The sequence below is a fragment of the Phreatobacter sp. AB_2022a genome, assembly GCF_026847585.1.
In the GTDB taxonomy this organism is placed as follows: Bacteria; Pseudomonadota; Alphaproteobacteria; order Rhizobiales; family Phreatobacteraceae; genus Phreatobacter.
Genome location: NZ_JAPSET010000017.1, coordinates 46,098 through 67,753 on the forward strand (window position 1 = coordinate 46,098; position 21,656 = coordinate 67,753).

Here is a 21,656-nt window from a genome sequence, read left to right on the forward strand (position 1 = left end):
ATCCGGGCTAGTTTCAGGGTCCAAATCAGTCGCCTGTTCGAGGTCTGCCCGATGCTGTCTTCCGTGCTCATCGCCAACCGCGGCGAAATCGCCGTCCGTATCATCAGGACGGCGCGACGCATGGGATTGCGTACGATTGCGGTCTATTCGGACGCCGATGCCCATGCGATGCACGTCCGGCTCGCCGACGAAGCCTATCCGATCGGCCCGGCGCCGGCGCGCGAGAGCTACCTCGTCATCGACAGGATCATCGAAGCGGCGCGCCGGTCGGGCGCCGAGGCGATCCATCCCGGCTACGGCTTTCTGTCGGAACGGGCCGAATTCGCCGATGCCTGCGCCGAGGCCGGCATCGTGTTCATCGGCCCGCCGGCCAACGCGATCCGCGCCATGGGCCTGAAGGACGGCGCGAAGAGCCTGATGCAGCGCGCCGGCGTGCCGGTCGTGCCCGGCTATCATGGCGCCAACCAGGATCCGAAATTCCTGAAGGAGAAGGCCTACGAGATCGGCTATCCCGTGCTGATCAAGGCGGTCGCCGGCGGCGGCGGCAAGGGCATGAAGAAGGTCGAGAAGCTCGTCGATTTCGACGAGGCGCTGGCCTCCGCCCAGCGTGAGGCGGCAAGCTCCTTCGGCGATCCGCGCGTGCTGATCGAAAAATACGTGCAGGCGCCGCGCCACATCGAAATCCAGGTGTTCGGCGATGCCCAAGGCAATGTGGTGCATCTGTTCGAGCGCGACTGTTCGCTGCAGCGCCGGCACCAGAAGGTGATCGAGGAGGCGCCGGCCCCGGCCATGCCGCCGGCCATGCGCGAGGCCATGGGCCGCGCGGCCGTCGAGGCGGCGAAGGCCGTCGGCTATGTCGGCGCCGGCACGGTCGAATTCATCGCCGACGGCTCCAACGGCCTGCAGGCCGACAAGTTCTATTTCATGGAGATGAACACCCGCCTGCAGGTGGAGCACCCGGTGACCGAGGCGATCACCGGCCAGGATCTGGTCGAGTGGCAGATCCGGGTCGCCGCGGGCGAGCGGCTGCCGCTCTTGCAGGACGAGCTGGCGATCCACGGCCATGCGGTCGAGGCGCGGCTCTATGCCGAGGATCCGGAGCGCGGCTTCCTGCCTTCGACCGGCCGGCTGCACACGCTCGAATTCGGCGATGGCGAGGGCGTGCGCGTCGATACCGGCGTCGAGGCGGGGGCGGAGGTCTCGCCCTTCTACGACCCGATGATCGCCAAGGTGATCGCCTTCGGCGAGACCCGCGACGAGGCGCTGGACCGTCTCGGTGCCGTGCTGGGCCGGACGGTGGTCGCCGGCCCACGCACCAATCTCGCCTTTCTGAAGGCCCTGACCGAGGCGCCGGGCTTCCGCTCCGGCGCCTTCGACACGGGCTTCATCGACCGCAATCTCGCAGCCCTCGGCGCGGTGCCGCGGGCCGCCGACCCGGCCACCGTGCGGCTCGCCGCCCTGAAGCTGGTCGACGGCGCCTGGGCCGCGCGGCAGGGCCGCGACCAGGCCCGGTCGAACGAGGCGGCCTCGCCCTGGAGCGCCACAGACGGCTTCCAGCTCGCCGCCGCCCGGCGCGTCTCGGTGCCGCTCGTCGTCGACGGCGAGCGCGCCACGGTGGAACTGGTCTCGCCGGCCCCCGGCACCGGACGAACCGGCAGCATCCAGGCCGTGTTCGGCGGCGGCACCAGCGACTATCACGACGACTACCTGCCGGTGGCGAACGATCCGGCCTTCACGCTGACGCGCGACGGCCTGTTCGTCGTCCGCGACGGCCGCCAGACCGAGGTCCGGCGCTTCGATCCCTTCGATGTCGATCTCGACCATCTCGACGGCGGCGGCGCGGTCAAGGCCCCGATGCACGGCAAGGTGATCGCCGTGCTGGTGGAGCCGGGCCAGGCGGTGGCCAAGGGCGACCGGATCGCGGTGATCGAGGCGATGAAGATGGAGCACACGCTGGTGTCGCCGGCCGACGGCACGGTCACGGCGATCGCCGTGACGGCCGGCGAGCAGGTGGCCGAGGGCGCGCCGGTCGCGACGATCGAGGCCCGGACGGAGCAGGCGGCATGATCATGCGCGCGGGCCGCTTCGTCCTCGCGGCAGCGACCCTGGTCCTTGCCGGCGGCACGGCGCAGGCCTGCCAGTGCTACAACTGGTCGCGCGCCGATGTGGTGGCGCGCGCCGACGTGGTGATCGAGGGCATGGTGGCCGTCGTCACGCGCGTGCAGCGCGGCCAGCAGCAGGCGACGATCGACGTCTACAGGCAGGAGAAGGGGGTGCCGGTCACCTCCATCGTCGTGCTCGCGCCCGACAGTCCGGGCGCCTGCGGCGTCGACTTCCGGGTCGCGCAGCGCGTCCAGCTCGCGGCCGTCCGCGACGGACCGGTCTGGCGCACCAATCTGTGCATGGCTCTCGGTCTGCGCCAGCAGCCCTTTATCCCCAGCCGTTGACGCGCCGGCGGCTTGGGCGTGGACGCCGGATCGCGCTAGGATGCCGGCCATGGCCCTGCATCTCATCAAGCTCTGTGTCGGTGCCGAGTCGGTCGAAGACCTGCAGCAATGGGTCGACCGGCGCATGAAGACCTATGGCGAGCAGGTCCATACGACGCGCATGCAGCCGAAGCGCGGCGACGAGATCGTCGGGCAGGGCTCGCTCTATTGGGTGATCAAGGGGTCGATCCTCTGCCGGCAGAAGCTGGTCGGCATCCGGCCGTTCACCGATGCCGAGGGCATTCCGCGCTGCGACCTCGTCCTCGATCCGGTCATCGTCAGGGTCCAGCCGCGCCGGCGCGGTCCGTTCCAGGGCTGGCGCTATTTTCCCGAAAGCGACGTGCCGCCGGATCTCGACACGGGCGCGACCAAGGGCATGCCGCAGGAGCTGGCCAAGCAGCTCGCCGAGCTCGGCCTGCTCTGAGCGCCCTCTCGCGGAGGAGCTGCGCATGGCCTTCGCTATCAAGGCGCCGATCGACGATCCGCAGGCGCCAGCCTTCGTCTTTTCCGCGCAGAAGACCATGTATGGCGGCAAACATGTCGCCGCGGGCGACGATATCTTCCTGTTCGCCAGCGAGAACGAAGGCGGGCAGGGCCTCGTCGCACGCGGCGTCGTGACTTCCGCCGCGGCGGTGGCCCGGATCCCCGGCATCGCCAGGCAGACCCCGCGCGTCAGCCTTGCGGTCGCGCGTATCGAGCTCGCCCTGAGGCCGCTCGGGCGGCGCGAGCTCAAGCGTTTCGACGACTGGAGCGATCGAGCGCCCGCCACAGAGCTCAATTTCAAGCTGTACCGGCAGGCGACGAACAAGGTCGTCGGCCTGTCCGAGCCGGCGGCGGCCTTCCTTGCCGGGTTCTTTCGGCCGGCGCGCGCGGCCGACGAGCGTCCCGTCACACCGCGATATTGTCGATGAGCCGGACCTGGCCGATGCGCGCGGCGACGAGCAGGCGCAGCGCCGTGTCCGGGCGGGCCGCGCCGAGATCGTCGGCGGCCCGGCATTCGAGATAGTCGAGCGCGAAGCCATTCGCCGCTATGGTGGCGCGGCCCGCGGCGAGCGCGGTCTCGATCGCGGCGAGGCCGCCGCGGCGGATGGCCGCCGCCGCCGTCTGCATGGCCGCGTGCAGGTGGGGCGCCTTGGCGCGGTCCGCGGCGGTCAGATAGACGTTGCGCGAGGACATGGCGAGGCCGTCGGCTTCCCGGATGGTCGGCGCGCCGCGGACATCGACCGCAAGGTCGAGGTCGACCGCCATGCGCCTGATGACGGCGAGCTGCTGGAAGTCCTTCTCGCCGAAGATGGCAAGATCCGGCCGGCACTGGGTGAACAGCTTGGTGACGATGGTGGCGACGCCGCCGAAATGGTGAGGCCGGGCGACATCCTCGAGGCCGGCGGTCGCCGGGCCGGCGAGGTTGACGCTGGTCACGAACCCCCTGGGGTACATGACATCGACGGTCGGGGCGTAGACGAGCTCGGCATCGACCGCGGCGAGCTTGGCAAGATCGGCCTCGAAGGTCCTGGGATATTTGGAGAAATCTTCCGTCGGGGCGAACTGGGTCGGATTGACGAAGATCGACACCACCACGCGCGCGCCGGCCGCCTTGGCCGCCTCGACCAGCGAGATGTGGCCGGCATGGAGCGCGCCCATGGTCGGCACCATGGCGATGGTGTCGCCCTTGGCGCGAAAGGCGGAAACCGCGGCGCGCAGGTCCGCGACGGTGCGGACGACCGTGGGCGTCGGGCGGGTCATGGCAATCCTCGTATCGGGGGCGGGGGACCTTAAAAACCGATCAGGCAGTGTCGTCTTCGGCGCCGGGTTTGGCCATCCACCAGATGACCAGCATGGCGACGGGAATCCAGCCGATGCCGGCGAGCGCGTAGAAGACCGGCTCGCCGATGGGGCCGAACTTGCGGGCGGCATTGTGCATGATGCCCATCACCAGCAGCGCGTAGAAGGTCACCCAGACGAGCAGGATGACCGTGCCGATGAGCTTGCGGGTGCGCACATGCATGGGTCTTTCGTCCTTGGGCCGTGATCAGTGCCGGGCACTGGACAGGATGCCGCCTTGTCGGGCACCGGCGAGGTCTATATCTCTCTCCGACCATCGATCACAAGCGCCGAGGAAAAGCCGCATGACGGCTGCCCAGTCCGTTTCCGCCACCATCGATCCCCACCGGGCCGTCCGCCTGTGGCTGCTCCTCGTGGCCGCCCTGGTCTTTGCGATGGTGGTGGTCGGTGGCGCGACGCGGCTGACCGATTCCGGCCTGTCGATCACCGAATGGCGACCGGTGACCGGAACGCTGCCGCCGCTGACCCATGCCCAGTGGCTCGCCGAATTCGCCAAATACCAGGCGAGCTCGCAATATGACCTGGTCAATCGCGGCATGTCGCTCGCCGATTTCCAGTTCATCTTCTGGTGGGAATGGGCCCACCGGCTGCTCGGCCGGGTGATCGGCGCGGCCATGCTGCTGCCCTGGCTGTTCTTCCTGATGCGCGGCCGGCTCGACCGCCGGCTCGCCGCGGTCACCTTCGGCATCGGCTTGATGATCGGCTTCCAGGGGCTCGTCGGCTGGCTGATGGTCGCCTCCGGCCTCAACCCCGGCATGGTGGCCGTCGCGCCGCTGAAGCTGATGTTCCACCTGACGCTGGCCTGCCTGATCTTCGCCACCCTCGTCTGGGTGGCGCTCGGCCTGAAGCCCGCCCGCGATCGCGGGCCGGTATCGACGCGCCTGCGCTGCGGCGGCCTCGCCGTGCTCGTTCTCATCGTCGTGCAGATCATGCTGGGCGCGCTGGTCGCCGGCAACGATGCCGGCATGCGCTTCAACGACTGGCCGCTGATGGACGGCGCCCTGGTGCCGCCGCTCGGCCAGCTGTTCGACAAGCCGAGCACGCTCGAGGCCTTCGTGGACTCGCTGGCGCTGACCCAGTTCAATCACCGGCTCGGCGCCTATGTGCTGTTCGCCCTGGCGCTGTGGCACATGCTGGCCGCCCGTGGCAGCGGCTTTGCAAAGAGCGCGACCGTCCTGTTCGGCCTGATCACCGCCCAGGCGATCATCGGCATCACCACGCTGGTCCTGGTGGTGCCGCTGTGGGCGGGCCTGCTGCACCAGGCCTTCGCGGTTCTGGTGCTCGGCCACGCCGTCGGCCATGCGCATGGCCTGGTGCGGGCAAGGCGCCTGCCGGAGAACCCCTCGGCGCCGGCCGCCGCGATGGCCCCGATGGGGCGTGCCGCCTGAAAGGCAAGCGCGCCGCAGGCGCCAGTTGACCCGTCAGGTCCGGCATCGCCGCGGTTCCGCGGCGATGCCGGCCGTTCGCGATTCAGACCTCGCGCAGCGACGCGTCGAGATCGGCAATGATGTCGGCGGCGTCCTCGATGCCGATCGACAGGCGCACCACTTCGGGGCCGGCGCCGGCCTCGGTCTTCTGCGCATCCGAGAGCTGCTTGTGGGTGGTGGAGGCGGGGTGGATGATCAGCGAGCGAGTGTCGCCGACATTGGCGAGGTGCGAGAACAGCTTGACCTCGGAAACCAGCTTCACGCCCGCCTCGAAGCCGCCCTTCAGCCCGAAGGTGAAGACGGCGCCGGCGCCGCGCGGGCAATATTTCTGGGCGAGCGCATGCTGCTTGTCGCCGGGCAGGCCGGGATAGTTCACCCACGACACTTTCGGGTGCTTGGACAGCCACTCCGCCACCTTGAAGGCGTTCTGGCAGTGCTTGTCCATGCGCAGCGGCAAGGTCTCGATGCCGGTCAGGATCATGAAGGCGTTGAACGGCGAGAGCGCCGGTCCGAGATCGCGCAGGCCCAGCACCCGGCAGGCGATGGCGAAGGCGAAATTGCCGAAGGTCTCGTGCAGGACGATGCCGCCATATTCCGGCCGCGGGGCGGTCAGCATGGGATAGCGGCCGCTCTTCGACCAGTCGAAGGTGCCGCCGTCGACGATCAGGCCGCCGATCGAGTTGCCGTGGCCGCCGAGGAACTTGGTCGCCGAATGGATGACGATATCGGCGCCGTGATCGATCGGCCGGATCAGGTAGGGCGAGGCGAGGGTATTGTCGACGATCAGCGGCACGCCGGCCTTGCGGGCGATCGCCGAGAAGGCCTCGATATCGGTGATGTTGCCGGCCGGGTTGGCGATGCTTTCGATGAAGATCGCCTTGGTCTTGGCGGTCACCGCCGCTTCCACCGCCGCGATGTCGTCCTGGTCGACCCAGACGACGGTCCAGCCGAAGTTCTTGTAGGAATGGTTGAACTGGTTGATCGAGCCGCCATAGAGCTTCTTGGAGGCGATGAATTCGTCGCCCGGCTGCATGAGCGCATGCATGACCAGGAACTCGGCGGCATGGCCGGAGGCGACGGCGAGCGCGGCGGTGCCGCCTTCGAGCGCGGCCACGCGTTCCTCGAGAACCGCGTTGGTCGGGTTGCCGATGCGCGTATAGATGTTGCCGAAGGCCTGCAGGCCGAACAGCGAGGCGGCGTGGTCGACATCGTCGAAGACGAAGGACGTCGTCTGGTAGATCGGGGTGGCGCGGGCGCCCGTGGTCGGATCCGGCTGGGCGCCGGCATGGACGGCCAAGGTCGAGAAGCCGGGGATGCGGTCGGACATGACTTCCTCCTGAAACGCGCGGCCTCGATCGGGCGCGACTGAACCAATGCCTGCTAACGAAGGGGCCGTCCCAGCGTCAAGCGCCGACGGCACGGAAGCCGCTCCGCGCCCCCCCATCGATCGGCGGCCGGCCGTCTCGCGCCTTCGCGCGAGCTGGATACCGGTTCGCGTGAAGAAAAAACGGCAAGCCAACAGCTTGGAGCCTTTCACCGTTTCCGTGAGACGGCGAAGGGCTCACGCGAAAATGCTATTCGCCGTGCCCCTCGCCACCGCCGAAAGTGGGCCTCAGCCCAAGCTTCTGGAACTTGCCCGATTTCAGCTGCGGCGCGCGCCTGGCCGAGATCGTGCGGGAATTGACGCCCATCCAGGCGATCTCCGAGGACAACCGGCCGAGCTCGATCTTCGGGCAGCGGTTCATCACGACCTTGAGGCCGGCGGCCTCGGCGCGGGCGGCGGCGGCGTCGTTGCGCACGGTGAGCTGCATCCAGATCGCCTTCGGCCGGGGGTCGAGGGCGAGCGCCGCGTCGACGATGCCGCCGGCGGCCTCCGAATTGCGGAAGATGTCGACCATGTCGATCGGCTCGGGCACGTCGGCGAGCGACGCATAGACGGTACGGCCGAGGATGTCGGTGCCCGCCAGCGTCGGATTGACCGGATGCACCCGATAGCCACGGTCGATCAGGTATTTCAGGACGAAATAGCTCGGGCGGACCTCGTTCGCCGAGGCGCCGACCATGGCGACGACCTTAACCGCCGACAGGATGCCGCGGATGTAGCCGTTGGAATAGTCGTCGTGATTCACTTGTCCTCCCAGCGCGGTTCGCGCTTGGCCAGAAGCGCGCCGATGCCTTCCTCGGCGTCGCGCGCCAGCATGTTCTCGGTCATGACGGCGCTGGCATGGCGATAGGCCTCGGCAAGCGTCATGTCCAACTGCTCGTAGAAGGCCCGCTTGCCGATGCGGACGGTCAGGCTCGACTTCGAGGCGATGATGCGCGCCAGGGAGATGGCTGCGCCATGTTCCTCGCCCGCCGGCACGACCTTGTTGACGAGGCCGAAGCGGAAGGCGTCCTCGGCGCCGATCATCTCGCCGGTCAGCAGCATTTCCATGGCGTGTTTCGGCGCGACATTGCGCGACAGCGCCACCATCGGTGTCGAGCAGAACAGGCCGATGTGAACGCCCGGCGTGCAGAACCGCGCGGCGCTGGAGGCAATCGCGAGATCGCAGCTCGCCACCAGCTGGCAGCCTGCGGCGGTGGCGGTGCCCTGGACCGCGGCGATGACCGGCTGGGGCAGGGTGACGATCTGCTGCATCATGGCCGAGCAGCGGGCCAGGATATCGGCGAAATAGGCCTTGCCCCGGTCGGGATCGGCGCGCCGCGCGGTCATTTCCTTCAGATTGTGGCCGGAGGAGAAGACCGGGCCGCTGGCGGTCAGAACCACCGCGCGCACCGATCGGTCGGCGGCGATCGCGCCGAAGGCCTGCGACAGCGCCGCGAGCATGGCTTCCGACAGGCTGTTGCGGCTCGCTGCATTGTTGAGGGTCAGCGTGGCGACGCCGTCGTCGTCGTGCCGGTCGAGCAGGGCGGCAGGCGGTGCGGAGGCGGCGGCGGCGGCGGCCGCAGGGGAGGAGGCATTCATGGCTATCTGCCGTTCGCGGGGGTGGTGAAGCGAAATTGGCCCGCTATCGTCTCGGCTTCAAGTCGGCTGCGGATTGGCAGCCCTGCCCCGGGGGAGTGCAGCCTTTCATGTCGCACGCGGTCATGACCATCGCGCAGCTGAACACGTTCCTGGCGCGCGACTTCCCCCAGGTCTTCACGCCGGACAGCGCCTTCAGCATCGTTTCGGTCGGCTACCGCGAATCCGTCATGCGCTGCCGCTTCGACCAGCGCCACCTGAGGCCCGGCGGCACGATCTCAGGTCCGACCATGATGACGCTCGCCGATGTCGGGCTCTATATCGCCATCCTCGCCTCGATCGGGCCGGTCGCCATGGCGGTGACCACCAATCTCAACATCAATTTCCTGAGCAAGCCCGCTCCGCGCGATCTCATCGCCCGCACGAAGCTGCTCCGCCTCGGCCGGCGCCTTGCCGTCGGCGAAGTCTCGATCTACTCGGACGGCGAGGAGGAGGACATGGTCGCCCATGTCACCGGCACCTATGCCATCCCGCAGGAACGCGCCGGCGCATAAAGGCTTGCGATTCCGCGTGAAAATCAAAGGTATTGCAATACCTATTTTATAAGCATCTGATTTTACTTGGAAAATTATAGAGCTTGTCGATTGACGCTGATGGCCGGCTCGCTTATAGCCTTCGCCACCGCGCCGGGACCGCCAGTCCCGGCGTTCGAGTTTTCTCTTGAAGTCGGATGAGACCATCATGAAGACCTTCGTGGCCAAGCCGGCCGAGGTCGACAAGAAGTGGGTTCTGATCGACGCGACGGGCCTGGTTGTGGGCCGTCTCGCGACGATCGTGGCGATGCGCTTGCGCGGCAAGCACAAGCCGAGCTACACCCCCCATGTCGATTGCGGTGACAACGTCATCATCATCAATGCGGAGAAGGTGGTGCTCACCGGCCGCAAGTGGGACCAGAAGGCCTACTATCACCACACCGGCTATCCCGGCGGCATCAAGGAGCGGATCGCCAAGAAGATCCGCGACGGCCGTTTCCCGGAGCGGATCATCGAGAAGGCCGTGGAGCGCATGATTCCGCGCGGCCCGCTCGGCCGCCAGCAGCTGTCGAACCTGCGCGTCTACGGCGGCGACCAGCATCCGCATGAGGCGCAGTCGCCGGCCAAGCTCGACGTCGGCGCCATGAACTCCAAGAACGTGAGGAACTGACGATGGCCGAGACCGTCTCGTCTCTCGAGGGCCTCGCTTCCCTCAAGCCGGCCGCCGCCGAGGCGCCGAAGCACGTGCAGAAGCTCGACAAGCAGGGCCGCGCCTATGCCACCGGCAAGCGCAAGAACGCGGTCGCCCGCGTCTGGGTCAAGCCGGGCAAGGGCACGATCACCGTCAACGACCGCGCGCTCGACGTCTATTTCGCGCGCCCGGTGCTGCGCATGATCCTGAAGCAGCCGCTGGTGCTCGCCGGCCGCGACACCCAGTACGACATCGACGTCACGGTGGCCGGCGGCGGCCTTTCCGGCCAGGCCGGCGCCGTGCGCCACGGCATTTCCCGCGCTCTCACCTTCTACGAGCCGGAACTGCGCGGCGTGCTGAAGAAGGAAGGCTTCCTGACCCGCGACAGCCGCGTGGTCGAGCGCAAGAAGTACGGCAAGGCCAAGGCCCGCCGCAGCTTCCAGTTCTCGAAGCGCTGATCCGGGCTCGCCCCGACCGAACCATGGAAAAGCCGGGCCTCGTGCCCGGCTTTTTCTTTGGAGCGGCGATGCGACGCAGGGCCCGCTCAGACCGCGGTCGCGATCCACCAGGTATTGCCGGCAGGATCGGCAAAGCCGCCGCGCCGGTCGCCGTCGCCCTTTTCGGTCGGCGACTGGACGACGGTTGCGCCGTGGCCGAGCGCCGTCGCATAGGTCTCGCCGACATCGGGCACGTAGACGTGCAGCCAGACCGGGAAGGCCGGGTATTCGGGCGTGGCGTCGGCGATCATCACGACGCTGTCGCCGATCCTGACCGAGGCATGCATGACGCTGCCGTCCGGGCGGTCGTGGCGCAGCACCGTGGTGGCGCCGAAGACGGTGCCGAGAAAGTCGATCAGCCTGGCGGCGCCGGCGACCATGATATAGGCCGAAACCGTGGAGTGGTCGGCGCGCTGGAAGTTTCCGCTCGTCATGGCATGGCCTCGTTGCCCGCTCTGGTGCGACGCTCTCGGGCCCGGCCAGGCCTCGCGTGCCGCCGCATGCTACGCCCATCCGCGCGCAACGCGCGAGATCGCGGCTTGCCGCGCGCCGATGGCCTTCACCTGAACCAACGAGCCGGACAGAGCCGCGTTCCCGCGGCCCGTCCGTCGTCATGCATGGGTCAGACGGCGATCTTGCCGCCGCCCTTCCTGGTGATGGCCACCACGGAGGGCCGCGGCGGCATGTCCGGCTTGAAGTCGGGCCAGCGGGTCGACGGGTTTTCGAAGGTCGCCGGCTCGGCGCGCGGGTTCTCGTCGTCGGCCTCGCCCGGGTGCTGGACCGCGACGAAGAAGGTCTCGCCGTCGGGAGTGAATTCGGGCCCGCACATTTCCGCGCCCATCGGCACCTTGAAGAACAGTTTCGAGGTGCCGCGCGCCGGTCCTTCGGTCTCCATGGCCCAGATGCCGTCGTTGCGGCCGGTCTTCGAGGGCATGTTGCCGTCGGTCGCGACCCACAGCCGGCCTTCCGAATCGATGGCGCAATTGTCGGGCATGCCGAACCAGCCGTCCTTGGTGGTGGCGGCATTGAAGGTGGCGCCGACCGCCGCCACCGAAGGATCGCCGCAGCGCACGAGAATGTCCCAGGTGAACTTCGCCGCGGCATGGTCGCGGCCATCGGGGAGCATCTCGATGATGTGACCGAAACGGTTGTCGGAGCGCGGATTGGCCGCGTCGACCTGGTCGCCGGTGCGCCGGACATTGTTGGTCAGCATCACGTAGACCTTGTCGGTTTTCGGATTGGCCTCGACGTCCTCGGGACGGTCCATGCGCGTGGCGCCGAGGAGATCGGCCGCCCGGCGCGCCTCGATCAGAACGTCGGCCTGCGAGGCGAAGCCGTTTTCCGGCGTCAGCGGTCCCTGGCCGTGGACCAGCGGCAGCCAGTCGCCGGTGCCGTCGACATTGTAGCGCGCGACATAGAGCGTGCCGTTCTCGAGGAGATTCATGTCCTCGGCGCGGTTGCCGGTGACGCGGCCCGCGGTGACGAACTTGTAGACGTGGTCGAAGCGCTCGTCGTCGCCGGCATAGATGACGTACTGGCCGCCCTTGGCGGTGATGCCGGCGGCGCCCTCGTGCTTGAAGCGGCCGATGGCAGTGCGCTTCTTGGGCACGGAGTTCGGATCGAACGGGTCGATCTCCACCACCCAGCCGAAGCGGTTGGCCTCGTGGGGCTCCTTGTTGATGTCGAAGCGGTCGTGATAGTCCGACCAGTTCATCGCCCGCGTCGGGATGCCCATGCGCTTGAAGTTGCGATATTCCGGGTGGTCGTCGGCGAGCGTGCCGCCGAAATAGAAGTTGATGTTCTCCTCGCAGGTCACCCAGGTGCCCCAGGGCGTGCGGCCCCCGGCGCAGTTGTTGATCATGCCGCGCACCTTGCGGCCGCCTGGATCATAGCTTGTGCGCATGCGCGGGTGGCCGGCCGCGGGGCCGGTGATCTCCATCTCGGTCTCGGCGGTGATGCGCCGGGCATAGCGGCTGTCGGGCACGACGCTCCAATGCTCGCCCTCGCGCCGGATCTCGATGACCGAGCCGCCGTGGGCCATCATCTCGACGCTGGCAAGCTCGGGCGTCATCTTGGCGAAGGGCGTGCCGCCACGCGCCTGGACCCGGACGTCCTGCACGCCGATGCCAGGGAACATCAGCTCCTCGTTGGTATATTCGTGATTGATGCAGAGCAGGCCGTGGCGCGAGGGATTGGCCGCGCCTGGCATCGGAATGTAGCCGAGATAGTCGTTGTTGTAGCCGAACTGGCGGGCCTGCGAGGCGCCGGTCTGGTTGCGCGGATCGAAGGCCGGCGCGTCCGGCAGAACCGGGTCGCCCCAGCGGATCAGGACATTGGCGTCGTAGCCCTCGGCGACCTCGGCCCGCTCGGTCGGCGCCGAGGAGAGCTCGGTGAAGGCGAAGGACGGCGTCGTATTGGTGCCGGCGGCCTGCGCGGCGGTCGCCAGCGCCAGCGGCGAGACGGTCGCGGTGATCGCGCCGACGCCGAGAATGCCCTTCATCAGGTCACGCCGGTTGAAGCGCTGGGCGATGATGTCGCCGATGGTCGGATTGTCGGCCGGGCTGGAGCCGCGATTCTCGGCCTCCTCGGCCTGCTGGGAGCGGCTGAGCACCTGGGCTGCCGGGTCCGCGGCCGCCATGGCATTGAGAGGATTGGGCTCGGATTCGCCGGTCATGACACGCTCCAGGATCAGGTTCGCATCGAACTTGCATGGCAAGCGCGACAAAGCCGTGACTTATACGCCACGCCTCCCGGTTTGAAACATTCGTCCCATTTCGGCCGTCCGGACGTCATCCGACGGACATGCGGCGCAGCTAATCGGGACAGCATTCCGAGGCTAAAGGCATCGTTTACGGCCTTCGGCTATTTTGAAATGTGGTGGGTCAGACAGTATCGCGTTGGAGTTGAGCCATGGACCGGGTTCTGGGTTTCCAGACGATCGAAGCCGATCTCGCAAAGCTGATGCGGGTCGCCGAGCGCGCCGGTCTTGCCCTCGGCTGCATCGATCCGGAAGAAACCCAGCTCGTCCTGCCCGGCGACGACACCGCGCCGCGCTGGAGCCTCGGGCGCATCGGCGCCTGGACCATCACCGGAGCCCTGGCGGTCGCCTTCCTGGTGTTGTGACCGCGCCGCCCGATCCATCCCGGACGAATCTCTGACGCGACGCCTTGCCCGGCGGCGCATGGGCCGTGGTCTGCCGCGTCAGCCCGGCGCCGGCGATGTGCCGTTGCGCCGCGCGCAAAAAAAACGGGCGCCGCGCGGCGCCCGTTTCCCATCGATGCGTGATCCGGCGAGGGGAGCCCGGCGCGGTGCCGCGCCGGGACGACGCCTCAGACCGAGTAGTACATGTCGAACTCGACCGGGTGCGGCGCCATTTCGAAGCGCATCACCTCGGTCATCTTCAGCTCAATATAGCTGTCGATGAAGTCGTCGTTGAACACGCCGCCGGCCTTCAGATAGGCCCGGTCCTTGTCCAGGGCGGCGAGGGCTTCGCGCAGGCTGCCGCAGACGGTCGGGATCTTCTTCAGCTCCTTCGGCGGCAGGTCATAGAGATCCTTGTCCATGGCGGCGCCCGGATCGATCTTGTTGACGATGCCGTCGATGCCGGCCATCAGCAGCGCGGCGAAGGCGAGGTAGGGATTGGCGGTCGGGTCGGGGAAGCGGACCTCGACGCGCTTGGCCTTCGGGTTCGACGTCCACGGAATGCGGCAGGACGCCGAGCGGTTGCGCGCCGAATAGGCGAGCAGGACCGGCGCCTCATAGCCCGGAACCAGACGCTTGTAGGAGTTGGTCGACGGATTGGTGAAGGCGTTCAGCGACTTGGCGTGCTTGATCACGCCGCCGATGTACCACAGGCATTCCTGGCTGAGGTCGGCATATTTGTTGCCGGCGAACAGCGGCTTGCCGCCCTTCCAGATCGACTGGTGCACGTGCATGCCCGAGCCGTTGTCGCCGAAGACCGGCTTCGGCATGAAGGTGGCGGTCTTGCCGTAGATGTGGGCGACCTGGTGGATGCAGTACTTGTAGACCTGCATCTGGTCGGCCATGTGGGTGAGGGTGTCGAACTTCATGCCCAGCTCGTGCTGGGCGGAGGCGACCTCGTGATGGTGCTTTTCCACCTTCACGCCCATTTTGGCCATGGACGAGAGCATCTCGCCGCGCATGTCCTGCAGGCTGTCGACCGGCGGGACCGGGAAATAGCCGCCCTTGACGCGGACGCGGTGGCCGAGATTGCCGCCTTCATAGTCCGTGTAGGAATTGATCGGCAGCTCGCTCGAATCGAGCTTGAAGCCCATGTGATAGGGCTCGGCGGAGAACTTCACGTCGTCGAACACGAAGAACTCGGCCTCGGGGCCGACGAACACGGTGTCGCCGATCTTGGTCGACTTCAGATAGGCCTCGGCCTTCTTGGCCATGCCGCGCGGGTCGCGGCCATAGGGCTCGCCGGTGGTCGGCTCCAGAACGTCGCAGACGATCGACAGGGTGGTGTCGGCGAAGAACGGGTCGATGACCGCGGTCGCCGGGTCGAGCATCAGAAGCATGTCCGACTCGTTGATCGCCTTCCAGCCGGCGATCGAGGAGCCGTCGAACATCGTGCCCTCGGCGAAGATCTCCTCGTCGATCATCGAGATGTCGAAGGTGACGTGCTGCCACTTGCCACGCGGGTCGGTAAAGCGGAGATCGACATACTTCACGTCGTTCTCCTTGATCATCTTCAGAACGTCCTTGGCAGTCGTCATTGGTGCTTCCTTTTACGTTTGCACGTTCGGTAGAGCGGCAGGCCCCCCGGGGCCGCCGGAATCAGATGGCGTCGAGACCGGACTCGCCGGTGCGGATGCGGATCGCTTCCTCGATGCTGGACACGAAAATCTTGCCGTCGCCGATGCGCCCGGTCTGGGCGGCCCTGCGGATCGCCTCGATGGCCTTTTCGACCATCTCGTCGGGCATCACGATCTCGATCTTCACCTTGGGCAGGAAGTCAACGACATATTCGGCGCCGCGATAGAGCTCCGTATGCCCTTTCTGACGCCCGAAGCCCTTCGCCTCGGTGACGGTGATGCCCTGGAGGCCGACCTCCTGCAGGGCTTCCTTCACCTCATCGAGTTTGAACGGCTTGATGATCGCCTCGATCTTTTTCATTCCGGTCTGCTCCTATGGTTCCAGGACCGATGAAGGGCACCGGCGCTCGAACCATTTCGCGGGCTTGCAGGACGCGTGCCAGAACCGCCCGGCGGGAAAAGGCACGTGTTTTCAAGGGGCCCAGGTGTTCGCCCGGGAAAAGGATCGCCCCGCGGCCGGGAGTTTGACATCAGATTGGGCATGATGACTAAATTTAAGGCAGATTGTTCGTGCTGCGGCGCGGCAAAGTGGGAGACCGTCCTTCCGATCTGCATGCTTTTTAGGCAATTCGGGGCGATCCGGCCAATTTTCACCATGCCGGCAGCCGTGTTCAACGCGCGGTTGACGCAAACGACCGCTTCCGACCAGTCTTTCGCATGTCCGCGCTGCTCACGCCCGCCGAAATGGCGGAGGCCGATCGACTGACCGTCGCCTCGGGTCTGTCCGGTCAGGTGCTGATGGCGCGTGCCGGCCTGGCCGTCGCCGATGCCGTATCGCATCAGGCTCCGCTCGGCGGCCGCGTCGCGATCCTCTGCGGCCCCGGCAACAATGGCGGCGACGGCTATGTCGTGGCGCGCATCCTCAAGCACCGCGGCTACAGGGCGAGCGTCTTCGCCGACGCGCCGCCGGAAGCCCGGGCGGCGGATGCCGCCGCGGCCCATGCCGAATGGCGGGATGCGGTGGCCCCGCTCGCGGACTGGTCGGAAGGCTCGGCCGGCGTCGTCGTCGATGCGCTCTACGGCGCGGGCCTGTCGCGTGACATAGCGGGGCCGACGGCGGAGGTGATCGCAAGGCTCAATGCGTCGTCCTGCCGGGTCGTGGCCGTCGACATTCCCTCCGGCATCGATGGGGCGACGGGCGCGGTGCGCGGCGCCGCGGTGACGGCCGCCGAAACCGTGACCTTCTATCGCCGCAAGCCGGGTCACCTCCTGCTGCCCGGGCGGCTCCACTGCGGCATGGTCAGGGTGGCCGACATCGGCATTTCCGACACGGTGCTCGATACGATCAGGCCGAAGACCTTCGCGAACGCGCCGGCGCTGTGGCGCCCGCTGTTCCCATTCCCGCGCATCGACGCCCACAAGTATGATCGCGGCCATGCCGTGGTGATGTCGGGCGGGCCGGCGGCGACCGGAGCCGCGCGGCTCGCGGCGCGCGCGGCGCTGAGGGCAGGGGCGGGGCTCGTGACGCTCGCAAGCCCTGCCGAAGCCCTGCACGTGAATGCCGCGCATCTGACCGCCGTGATGCTCGCGCAGGCGGACGGACCAGCCGACCTTGCCGGTCTCATGAGCGACCACCGGCGCAATGCCATCTGTCTCGGGCCGGCGCTCGGCATCGGCGCGCCGACCCGCGCGCTGGTCGAGGCGGCGCTGGCCAGCGGCGCGGCGACGGTGCTCGATGCGGACGCGCTGACCAGCTTCGCCGATACGCCGGCCGATCTTTTCGCGGCCATCGCCACGCTCGCCGACCGGCCCGTGGTGCTGACGCCGCATGGCGGCGAATTCGCCCGGCTGTTCGGCGCGCCGGCCGACGCGAAACTCGCCGCGGCGCGGGCGGCGGCGGCAGCCTCCGGCGCGGTCGTGGTGCTGAAGGGGCCCGATACGGTGGTCGCGGCGCCCGATGGCCGCGCTGCGATCGCCGCCAATGCGCCGCCCTGGCTCGCCACCGCCGGATCCGGGGACGTTCTGGCCGGCATGGTGACCGGGCTGCTGGCGGCGCGCATGCCGGCTTTCGAAGCCGCATCGGCGGCGGTCTGGCTGCATGGCGAAGCGGCCGGCACGGTCGGCGTCGGGCTGATTGCCGAGGACCTGCCAGATGCGCTGCCGGTGGCCTTGCGGGCGCTGCTCGCTATGCAGTGACCGGCGCGCGGGCGGAGATCGCCGGGCCGGACTGCCTAACGGCCGTTAGGGTTATTCGAGCGATCAGCCGCCGTGATCATGGCCTCGGCCATCCGCTTGAAATGGGCGCAGGGGCCTTCGGCGCCTTCGCTCTGGCGGCTGATCCGCGCGCCCTCGAACAGCAGCCACAGCGTGTCGGCGAGTTGCTCGGGCTCGGCAAGGCCGGCCCGCCGGCACAGGTCGATGAAGCGGTCGCGATGCTGTTTCTTGCCGGCTTCGATGACCTTGCGGGCCGGGTGATCGTCTTCGGTCAGCTCGACCGCGGTGGTGGCCATCTCGCAGCCGCGCTCATCGGAGACGAGACAGTCGTTGCAGCGTTCCAGCCAGACCTTGAGCTGGGTCCTGGCATCGCCGGGGTGTTCGACCTCCAGGCTGTCCCACCACTGCAGGGATTCGTCGATCGCCCGCTGCATGCACTCGACGATCAGGTCGTCCTTGGAGCCGAAATGGCGGTAGAGCGTCATCTTGTTGGTGAGCGCCGTCTCCGCGATGGCATCGACGCCGACGCCCTTGACACCGTGCTTCTGGAACAATTCCCGGGCGGTGACCACGATGCGCTCCCGCGGACGGAGGGCCGCGAGCTCAACGTTACCTGAATTGTGCAAAATGACGTCCGACATGGCTTGACGAGGATGTTACAGGCTAGTAACAGATGGCGCCTGTTACCGATCGGTAATCCTCCGGGCGGTAACTGTCAAGGCATAGCCGGTTCCAGGGCCTGCGACCCAGCGTATTCGAGGGCGTCCCAGGGCCGGCCCCACCAGAACGGACTGTATATCAGGGGACGCTCGCGTCCCCGGAAAGGAGGACTGCATGGTTACGCGCTGCGCTGACCTGACCGTAGACCAATTGCTCGACGATCCGATGATCCGGACGCTGATGCGCGCCGACGATGTCGACCCGCGCGCCCTTGGCGCGATGTTGCGCGGGGTTGCCGATAACCTGAGGCGCAATGCGCCGCGTGCCACGCTTCCGCCTTCCCGTGTGTACACGATGACGCGGGCCGGCAAGGCCGCGGAGCTTCCAAGAGCCTGCTGAACATGGTCGGATTTTTCATTCACCGTCCCATCTTCGCCTCGGCCATCGCCATCATCATGGTGCTGGCCGGGGCGATTGCCTATTTCCTGCTGCCGGTCGCACAGTTTCCGAACATCACGCCGCCGCAGGTCGTGGTGGCGGCCAACTATCCCGGCGCCAGCGCGCAGGTCGTCGCCGATACGGTGACGACGCCGCTCGAGCAGGCCATCAACGGCGTGCCGGGCATGACCTACATGTCCTCGACCAGCTCGAACGACGGTTCCGCGCGCATCACGGTCACCTTCGAGGTCGGCTATTCGCTGTCGATCGCCGCGGTCGACGTGCAGAACCGCGTGTCGCAGGCCGCGCCCGCGCTGCCGGGCATCGTCAACCAGAGCGGCGTGACGATCCTCAAGCAGAACCCCAATTTCGTGCTGATCGTCAACGTCGTCTCGCCCGACAATTCGGTGGATGCCGTCGGCCTCAGCAATTTCGCCTATCTGCAGATCGTCGACCCCCTGAAGCGCGTGCACGGGGTGGGCGACGTCCAGATCTTCGGCGAGCGGCGCTATTCGATGCGCATCTGGCTCGATCCCGACAAGCTCGCCAATCTCGGCATCACCGCCGTCGACGTCCAGCAGGCGGTGCAGGAGCAGAACGTCCAGGTCGCCGCCGGCAAGATCGGCCAGCCGCCGACGCCGGCCGGCACGGCCTTCGAGGTCCAGGTCAATGCCCGCGGCAGGCTGAGCGATCCCGAACAGTTCGGTGAGATCGTCGTGCGCGCCAATTCCGCCGCCGGCTCGCTGGTGCGCCTGCGCGACGTCGCGCGCATCGAGCTCGGCGCGCTGCTCTATTCGTCCAGCACCTATTTCAACGACAAGCCGACCATCGTGCTCGGCGTGTTCCAGGCGCCGGGCTCGAATTCGCTGCAGCTGAAGGAAAATGTCGAAGCCAAGATGAAGGAGCTCGCCGAGCGGTTCCCGCAGGGCATCAGCTACGGCATCTTCTACGACACGACGCGTTTCGTCTCGGCGGCGATGGAGGATGTCGTCAAGACCCTCCTGGAGGCGCTCGCGCTGGTCGTGCTCGTCGTCTTCGTCTTCCTGCAGAGCTGGCGGACCACGATCATTCCCATCATCGCCATCCCGGTCTCGCTGATCGCGACCATGGTGGTGATGCTGATGCTCGGCTTCTCGCTGAACATGCTGAGCCTGCTCGGCATGGTGCTGGCGATCGGCCTGGTGGTCGACGACGCCATCGTGGTGGTCGAGAACGTCGAGCGACAATTGGAGGCCGGGCACCCGCCGCTGGAGGCGGCGCATCTGGCGATGAAGGAAGTGACCGGGCCGATCATCGCGACCACCGCGGTGCTGATGGCCGTGTTCATTCCCGTCGCCTTCATTCCCGGCGTCACCGGCCAGCTCTACAACCAGTTCGCCCTGACGGTCGCGATCTCGGTCGGCATATCCGCGTTCAACTCGCTGACCCTCAGCCCGGCCCTGTCGGCCGCTTTCCTCAGGCACCGGCCGCCGAGCAACTTCTTCTTCTACCGCTGGTTCAACAACGGCTTCCATTGGATGTCGCACGCCTATGCCGCCTCGGTGCATGGGCTGGTCCGGTTCCGATGGCTGCTGATGGCCGCCTTCGTGGGCATTATCGGCGCGACCTACCTCATCTCGACGCGCGTCCCTTCGGCCTTCCTGCCGGTTGAGGACCAGGGCTACTTCTTCGTCGTCATGCAGCTGCCGGACGGCGCCTCGCTCGAACGTACCGATGCGGTGGCGCGGCAGGCGCGCGACACGCTGCTTGCCACGCCCGGGGTCGAGAACGTCATCTCGGTCACCGGCTTCAACTTCCTGACCTTCGCGGCGCAGTCGAATGCCGGCGTGTTCTTCGCGATCCTGAAGCCATGGAAGGATCGCGGGCCGGACCAGAGCGCCACCGCCATCGTCAACGGCGTCCGGCCCAAGCTGTTCTTCATGCCGGACGCGATGGTGCTGGCCTTCGAGCCGCCCTCGATCCAGGGCCTCGGCACGACCGGCGGCTTCGAGTTCCAGGTCGAGGACCTGTCCGGGCGCGGCGCCTTCGCGGTGAACGAGGCGACGCAGGCGCTGATCGCGGAAGCGCGCAAGCAGCCGGAGCTCAATCCGCAGACGCTGTTCACGACCTTCTCGACCTCGACGCCGCAGTACCGCTACGACCTCGACCGGAACAAGGCGAAGATGCTCGGCCTGAACATGCCCGACGTGTTCAGCACGCTGCAGATCTATCTCGGCTCGCTCTATGTGAACGACTTCAACCTGTTCGGCCGCACCTTCCGCGTCACCCTGCAGGCCAACCAGGCCTCGCGCGCCGAGGCGACCGACCTCACCAAGCTCTATGTGCGCAACAACCAGGGCGCCATGGTGCCGCTGTCGACGCTCGGCTCGCTGCAGCCGATCGTCGGCCCCGAGACGGTCTCGCACTACAACAATTACGGCTCGGCGCTGATCAACGGCAATGCCGCGCCGGGCTTCTCGTCGGGCCAGGCGATCCAGGCCATGCAGCGGGCCGCCGCCGCCGCGCTGCCGCGCGATTTCGGCTACGAATGGACCGGCATCACCTATCAGGAGCTCCGGGCCGGTTCGGTCGCCATCGTGGTGTTCGCCCTCGCGCTCGTCTTCGTCTTCCTGATCCTGGCCGCGCAGTACGAGAGCTGGTCCATGCCCTTCATGGTCCTGCTCTCGGTGCCGCTCGCCCTGTTCGGCGCGCTCGGTGCCATCTGGCTGCGCGGCATGCAGCTCGACGTCTATTCGCAGATCGGTTTCGTCATGCTGATCGGCCTTGCCGCCAAGAACGCGATCCTGATCATCGAATTCGCCAAGCGCCGGCGCGAGGACGGCCTCTCCATCCTCGACGCCGCGACGGAGGCCGCCCGCCTCAGGCTCCGGCCGATCCTGATGACGGCGTTCGCCTTCATCCTCGGCGTCGTGCCGCTGGTGCTGGCGACCGGTGCGGGCGCGGCCAGCCGCCAGTCGCTCGGCACCGCCGTCTTCGGCGGCATGCTGGTGGCGACCGTCCTGACGCTCATCTTCGTGCCGGTCTTCTATGCGATGATCGAAACCTGGCGCGAGAAAACCTTGAAACATCCGGTGGCGACGCCGGGCTCCATGCACGGGTCGGCGGGACACGCCCATCCCGCAGAATAA

The 21,656-nt window shown here is 67.4% G+C and carries 22 protein-coding genes; 12 read left to right on the plus strand and 10 right to left on the minus strand.

What is annotated here, in order from left to right; all coding sequences use genetic code 11:
• The first annotated feature begins 51 nt into the window (after positions 1-51).
• Genes OZ671_RS14190 through OZ671_RS14205 form a run of 4 tightly spaced genes read left to right on the plus strand, consistent with a single transcriptional unit; the run spans position 52 to position 3,397 of the window.
• Positions 52-2,067 (plus strand): acetyl/propionyl/methylcrotonyl-CoA carboxylase subunit alpha, encoded by a 2,016-nt coding sequence (locus OZ671_RS14190; protein WP_268861359.1) that lies wholly within the window; start codon positions 52-54, stop codon positions 2,065-2,067.
• Positions 2,064-2,447, plus strand: coding sequence for a hypothetical protein (locus OZ671_RS14195; RefSeq protein WP_268861360.1), 384 nt, complete (start codon positions 2,064-2,066; stop codon positions 2,445-2,447). The genes OZ671_RS14190 and OZ671_RS14195 overlap by 4 nt, the downstream gene beginning before the upstream one ends.
• Before the next feature lie 49 nt (positions 2,448-2,496).
• Complete coding sequence (locus OZ671_RS14200) at positions 2,497-2,910, plus strand: DUF1489 family protein (protein WP_268861361.1); 414 nt, start codon at positions 2,497-2,499, stop codon at positions 2,908-2,910.
• Between the two features lie 25 nt (positions 2,911-2,935).
• Positions 2,936-3,397: a hypothetical protein gene (locus OZ671_RS14205; protein ID WP_268861362.1), complete on the plus strand. Its 462-nt coding sequence runs from the start codon at positions 2,936-2,938 to the stop codon at positions 3,395-3,397.
• Here the strand turns inward: OZ671_RS14205 and panC are convergent.
• Both panC and OZ671_RS14215 read right to left on the minus strand, forming a co-directional pair.
• A complete protein-coding gene (gene panC, locus OZ671_RS14210) occupies positions 3,375-4,229 on the minus strand; it encodes a pantoate--beta-alanine ligase (RefSeq protein ID WP_268861363.1) in 855 nt (284 codons plus the stop codon). The genes OZ671_RS14205 and panC overlap by 23 nt on opposite strands.
• 40 nt (positions 4,230-4,269) lie before the next feature.
• Positions 4,270-4,491 (minus strand): DUF2842 domain-containing protein, encoded by a 222-nt coding sequence (locus OZ671_RS14215; protein WP_038311687.1) that lies wholly within the window; start codon positions 4,489-4,491, stop codon positions 4,270-4,272.
• Between the two features lie 121 nt (positions 4,492-4,612).
• Between OZ671_RS14215 and OZ671_RS14220 the strand changes: the two genes are divergently transcribed.
• Positions 4,613-5,716, plus strand: coding sequence for a COX15/CtaA family protein (locus OZ671_RS14220; RefSeq protein WP_442957084.1), 1,104 nt, complete (start codon positions 4,613-4,615; stop codon positions 5,714-5,716).
• A gap of 82 nt (positions 5,717-5,798) precedes the next feature.
• Here the strand turns inward: OZ671_RS14220 and OZ671_RS14225 are convergent, their stop codons facing one another.
• The 3 genes from OZ671_RS14225 to OZ671_RS14235 form a co-directional block, all read right to left on the minus strand.
• Positions 5,799-7,082, minus strand: a complete 1,284-nt coding sequence (locus tag OZ671_RS14225) for an O-acetylhomoserine aminocarboxypropyltransferase (RefSeq protein WP_038311688.1) — start codon at positions 7,080-7,082, stop codon at positions 5,799-5,801.
• A gap of 247 nt (positions 7,083-7,329) precedes the next feature.
• A complete protein-coding gene (locus OZ671_RS14230; protein WP_268861364.1) occupies positions 7,330-7,884 on the minus strand; it encodes a CoA-binding protein in 555 nt (184 codons plus the stop codon).
• Positions 7,881-8,720: an enoyl-CoA hydratase gene (locus tag OZ671_RS14235; RefSeq protein WP_268861365.1), complete on the minus strand. Its 840-nt coding sequence runs from the start codon at positions 8,718-8,720 to the stop codon at positions 7,881-7,883. Before OZ671_RS14235 ends, OZ671_RS14230 begins: the two co-directional genes overlap by 4 nt.
• A 107-nt stretch (positions 8,721-8,827) precedes the next feature.
• Here OZ671_RS14235 and OZ671_RS14240 point away from each other — a divergent pair, with 107 nt between their 5' ends.
• The 3 genes from OZ671_RS14240 to rpsI all read left to right on the plus strand — a co-directional run bounded on the left by OZ671_RS14240 (position 8,828) and on the right by rpsI (position 10,399).
• Positions 8,828-9,271 carry a PaaI family thioesterase gene (locus OZ671_RS14240; protein WP_268861366.1) on the plus strand — a complete coding sequence of 148 codons (444 nt, stop codon included), beginning with the start codon at positions 8,828-8,830 and terminating at the stop codon, positions 9,269-9,271.
• Between the two features lie 187 nt (positions 9,272-9,458).
• On the plus strand, positions 9,459-9,920 hold the full coding sequence (rplM, locus tag OZ671_RS14245; protein ID WP_268861367.1) for a 50S ribosomal protein L13: 462 nt from the start codon (positions 9,459-9,461) through the stop codon (positions 9,918-9,920).
• A 2-nt stretch (positions 9,921-9,922) separates the two neighbouring features.
• The gene (gene rpsI, locus OZ671_RS14250) at positions 9,923-10,399 is read left to right on the plus strand and encodes a 30S ribosomal protein S9 (protein ID WP_038311693.1); all 477 of its coding nucleotides are present in this window, start codon (positions 9,923-9,925) and stop codon (positions 10,397-10,399) included.
• An 86-nt stretch (positions 10,400-10,485) separates the two neighbouring features.
• Here the strand turns inward: rpsI and OZ671_RS14255 are convergent, their stop codons facing one another.
• Both OZ671_RS14255 and OZ671_RS14260 read right to left on the minus strand, forming a co-directional pair.
• Positions 10,486-10,872 carry a VOC family protein gene (locus OZ671_RS14255; protein WP_268861368.1) on the minus strand — a complete coding sequence of 129 codons (387 nt, stop codon included), beginning with the start codon at positions 10,870-10,872 and terminating at the stop codon, positions 10,486-10,488.
• A 188-nt stretch (positions 10,873-11,060) separates the two neighbouring features.
• Positions 11,061-13,076: a PhoX family protein gene (locus OZ671_RS14260; protein WP_268861421.1), complete on the minus strand. Its 2,016-nt coding sequence runs from the start codon at positions 13,074-13,076 to the stop codon at positions 11,061-11,063.
• A gap of 272 nt (positions 13,077-13,348) precedes the next feature.
• On the opposite strand from OZ671_RS14260, the gene OZ671_RS14265 reads away from it, so the two are divergent.
• Positions 13,349-13,561: a hypothetical protein gene (locus OZ671_RS14265; protein ID WP_038311695.1), complete on the plus strand. Its 213-nt coding sequence runs from the start codon at positions 13,349-13,351 to the stop codon at positions 13,559-13,561.
• Positions 13,562-13,767: 206 nt separating this feature from the next.
• Here the strand turns inward: OZ671_RS14265 and glnA are convergent, their stop codons facing one another.
• Positions 13,768-15,177, minus strand: a complete 1,410-nt coding sequence (gene glnA, locus OZ671_RS14270) for a type I glutamate--ammonia ligase (RefSeq protein ID WP_038311696.1) — start codon at positions 15,175-15,177, stop codon at positions 13,768-13,770.
• Positions 15,178-15,238: 61 nt separating this feature from the next.
• A complete protein-coding gene (locus tag OZ671_RS14275; RefSeq protein WP_038311697.1) occupies positions 15,239-15,577 on the minus strand; it encodes a P-II family nitrogen regulator in 339 nt (112 codons plus the stop codon).
• 356 nt (positions 15,578-15,933) lie between these two features.
• On the opposite strand from OZ671_RS14275, the gene OZ671_RS14280 reads away from it, so the two are divergent.
• Positions 15,934-17,412 (plus strand): NAD(P)H-hydrate epimerase, encoded by a 1,479-nt coding sequence (locus OZ671_RS14280; protein ID WP_268861369.1) that lies wholly within the window; start codon positions 15,934-15,936, stop codon positions 17,410-17,412.
• Between the two features lie 35 nt (positions 17,413-17,447).
• On the opposite strand, the gene OZ671_RS14285 is transcribed toward OZ671_RS14280, so the two are convergent.
• A complete protein-coding gene (locus tag OZ671_RS14285) occupies positions 17,448-18,071 on the minus strand; it encodes a TetR/AcrR family transcriptional regulator (RefSeq protein ID WP_103168614.1) in 624 nt (207 codons plus the stop codon).
• A gap of 193 nt (positions 18,072-18,264) precedes the next feature.
• Here OZ671_RS14285 and OZ671_RS14290 point away from each other — a divergent pair, with 193 nt between their 5' ends.
• On the plus strand, positions 18,265-18,489 hold the full coding sequence (locus OZ671_RS14290) for a hypothetical protein (RefSeq protein ID WP_268861370.1): 225 nt from the start codon (positions 18,265-18,267) through the stop codon (positions 18,487-18,489).
• Between the two features lie 2 nt (positions 18,490-18,491).
• Positions 18,492-21,656 (plus strand): efflux RND transporter permease subunit, encoded by a 3,165-nt coding sequence (locus OZ671_RS14295; protein ID WP_268861371.1) that lies wholly within the window; start codon positions 18,492-18,494, stop codon positions 21,654-21,656.

Coding starts and splice junctions, on each gene's coding strand:
- OZ671_RS14290 (WP_268861370.1), top strand. CDS start 18,265: ATGGTTACGCGCTGCGCTGACCTGACCGTAGACCAATTGCTCGACGAT.
- OZ671_RS14285 (WP_103168614.1), bottom strand. CDS start 18,071: ATGTCGGACGTCATTTTGCACAATTCAGGTAACGTTGAGCTCGCGGCC.
- OZ671_RS14295 (WP_268861371.1), top strand. CDS start 18,492: ATGGTCGGATTTTTCATTCACCGTCCCATCTTCGCCTCGGCCATCGCC.
- OZ671_RS14195 (WP_268861360.1), top strand. CDS start 2,064: ATGATCATGCGCGCGGGCCGCTTCGTCCTCGCGGCAGCGACCCTGGTC.
- OZ671_RS14205 (WP_268861362.1), top strand. CDS start 2,936: ATGGCCTTCGCTATCAAGGCGCCGATCGACGATCCGCAGGCGCCAGCC.
- OZ671_RS14255 (WP_268861368.1), bottom strand. CDS start 10,872: ATGACGAGCGGAAACTTCCAGCGCGCCGACCACTCCACGGTTTCGGCC.
- OZ671_RS14220 (WP_442957084.1), top strand. CDS start 4,613: ATGACGGCTGCCCAGTCCGTTTCCGCCACCATCGATCCCCACCGGGCC.
- glnA (WP_038311696.1), bottom strand. CDS start 15,177: ATGACGACTGCCAAGGACGTTCTGAAGATGATCAAGGAGAACGACGTG.
- rpsI (WP_038311693.1), top strand. CDS start 9,923: ATGGCCGAGACCGTCTCGTCTCTCGAGGGCCTCGCTTCCCTCAAGCCG.
- OZ671_RS14280 (WP_268861369.1), top strand. CDS start 15,934: ATGTCCGCGCTGCTCACGCCCGCCGAAATGGCGGAGGCCGATCGACTG.
- OZ671_RS14265 (WP_038311695.1), top strand. CDS start 13,349: ATGGACCGGGTTCTGGGTTTCCAGACGATCGAAGCCGATCTCGCAAAG.
- OZ671_RS14190 (WP_268861359.1), top strand. CDS start 52: ATGCTGTCTTCCGTGCTCATCGCCAACCGCGGCGAAATCGCCGTCCGT.
- OZ671_RS14260 (WP_268861421.1), bottom strand. CDS start 13,076: ATGGCGGCCGCGGACCCGGCAGCCCAGGTGCTCAGCCGCTCCCAGCAG.
- OZ671_RS14200 (WP_268861361.1), top strand. CDS start 2,497: ATGGCCCTGCATCTCATCAAGCTCTGTGTCGGTGCCGAGTCGGTCGAA.
- OZ671_RS14215 (WP_038311687.1), bottom strand. CDS start 4,491: ATGCATGTGCGCACCCGCAAGCTCATCGGCACGGTCATCCTGCTCGTC.
- OZ671_RS14225 (WP_038311688.1), bottom strand. CDS start 7,082: ATGTCCGACCGCATCCCCGGCTTCTCGACCTTGGCCGTCCATGCCGGC.
- panC (WP_268861363.1), bottom strand. CDS start 4,229: ATGACCCGCCCGACGCCCACGGTCGTCCGCACCGTCGCGGACCTGCGC.
- OZ671_RS14275 (WP_038311697.1), bottom strand. CDS start 15,577: ATGAAAAAGATCGAGGCGATCATCAAGCCGTTCAAACTCGATGAGGTG.
- rplM (WP_268861367.1), top strand. CDS start 9,459: ATGAAGACCTTCGTGGCCAAGCCGGCCGAGGTCGACAAGAAGTGGGTT.
- OZ671_RS14235 (WP_268861365.1), bottom strand. CDS start 8,720: ATGAATGCCTCCTCCCCTGCGGCCGCCGCCGCCGCCGCCTCCGCACCG.
- OZ671_RS14240 (WP_268861366.1), top strand. CDS start 8,828: ATGTCGCACGCGGTCATGACCATCGCGCAGCTGAACACGTTCCTGGCG.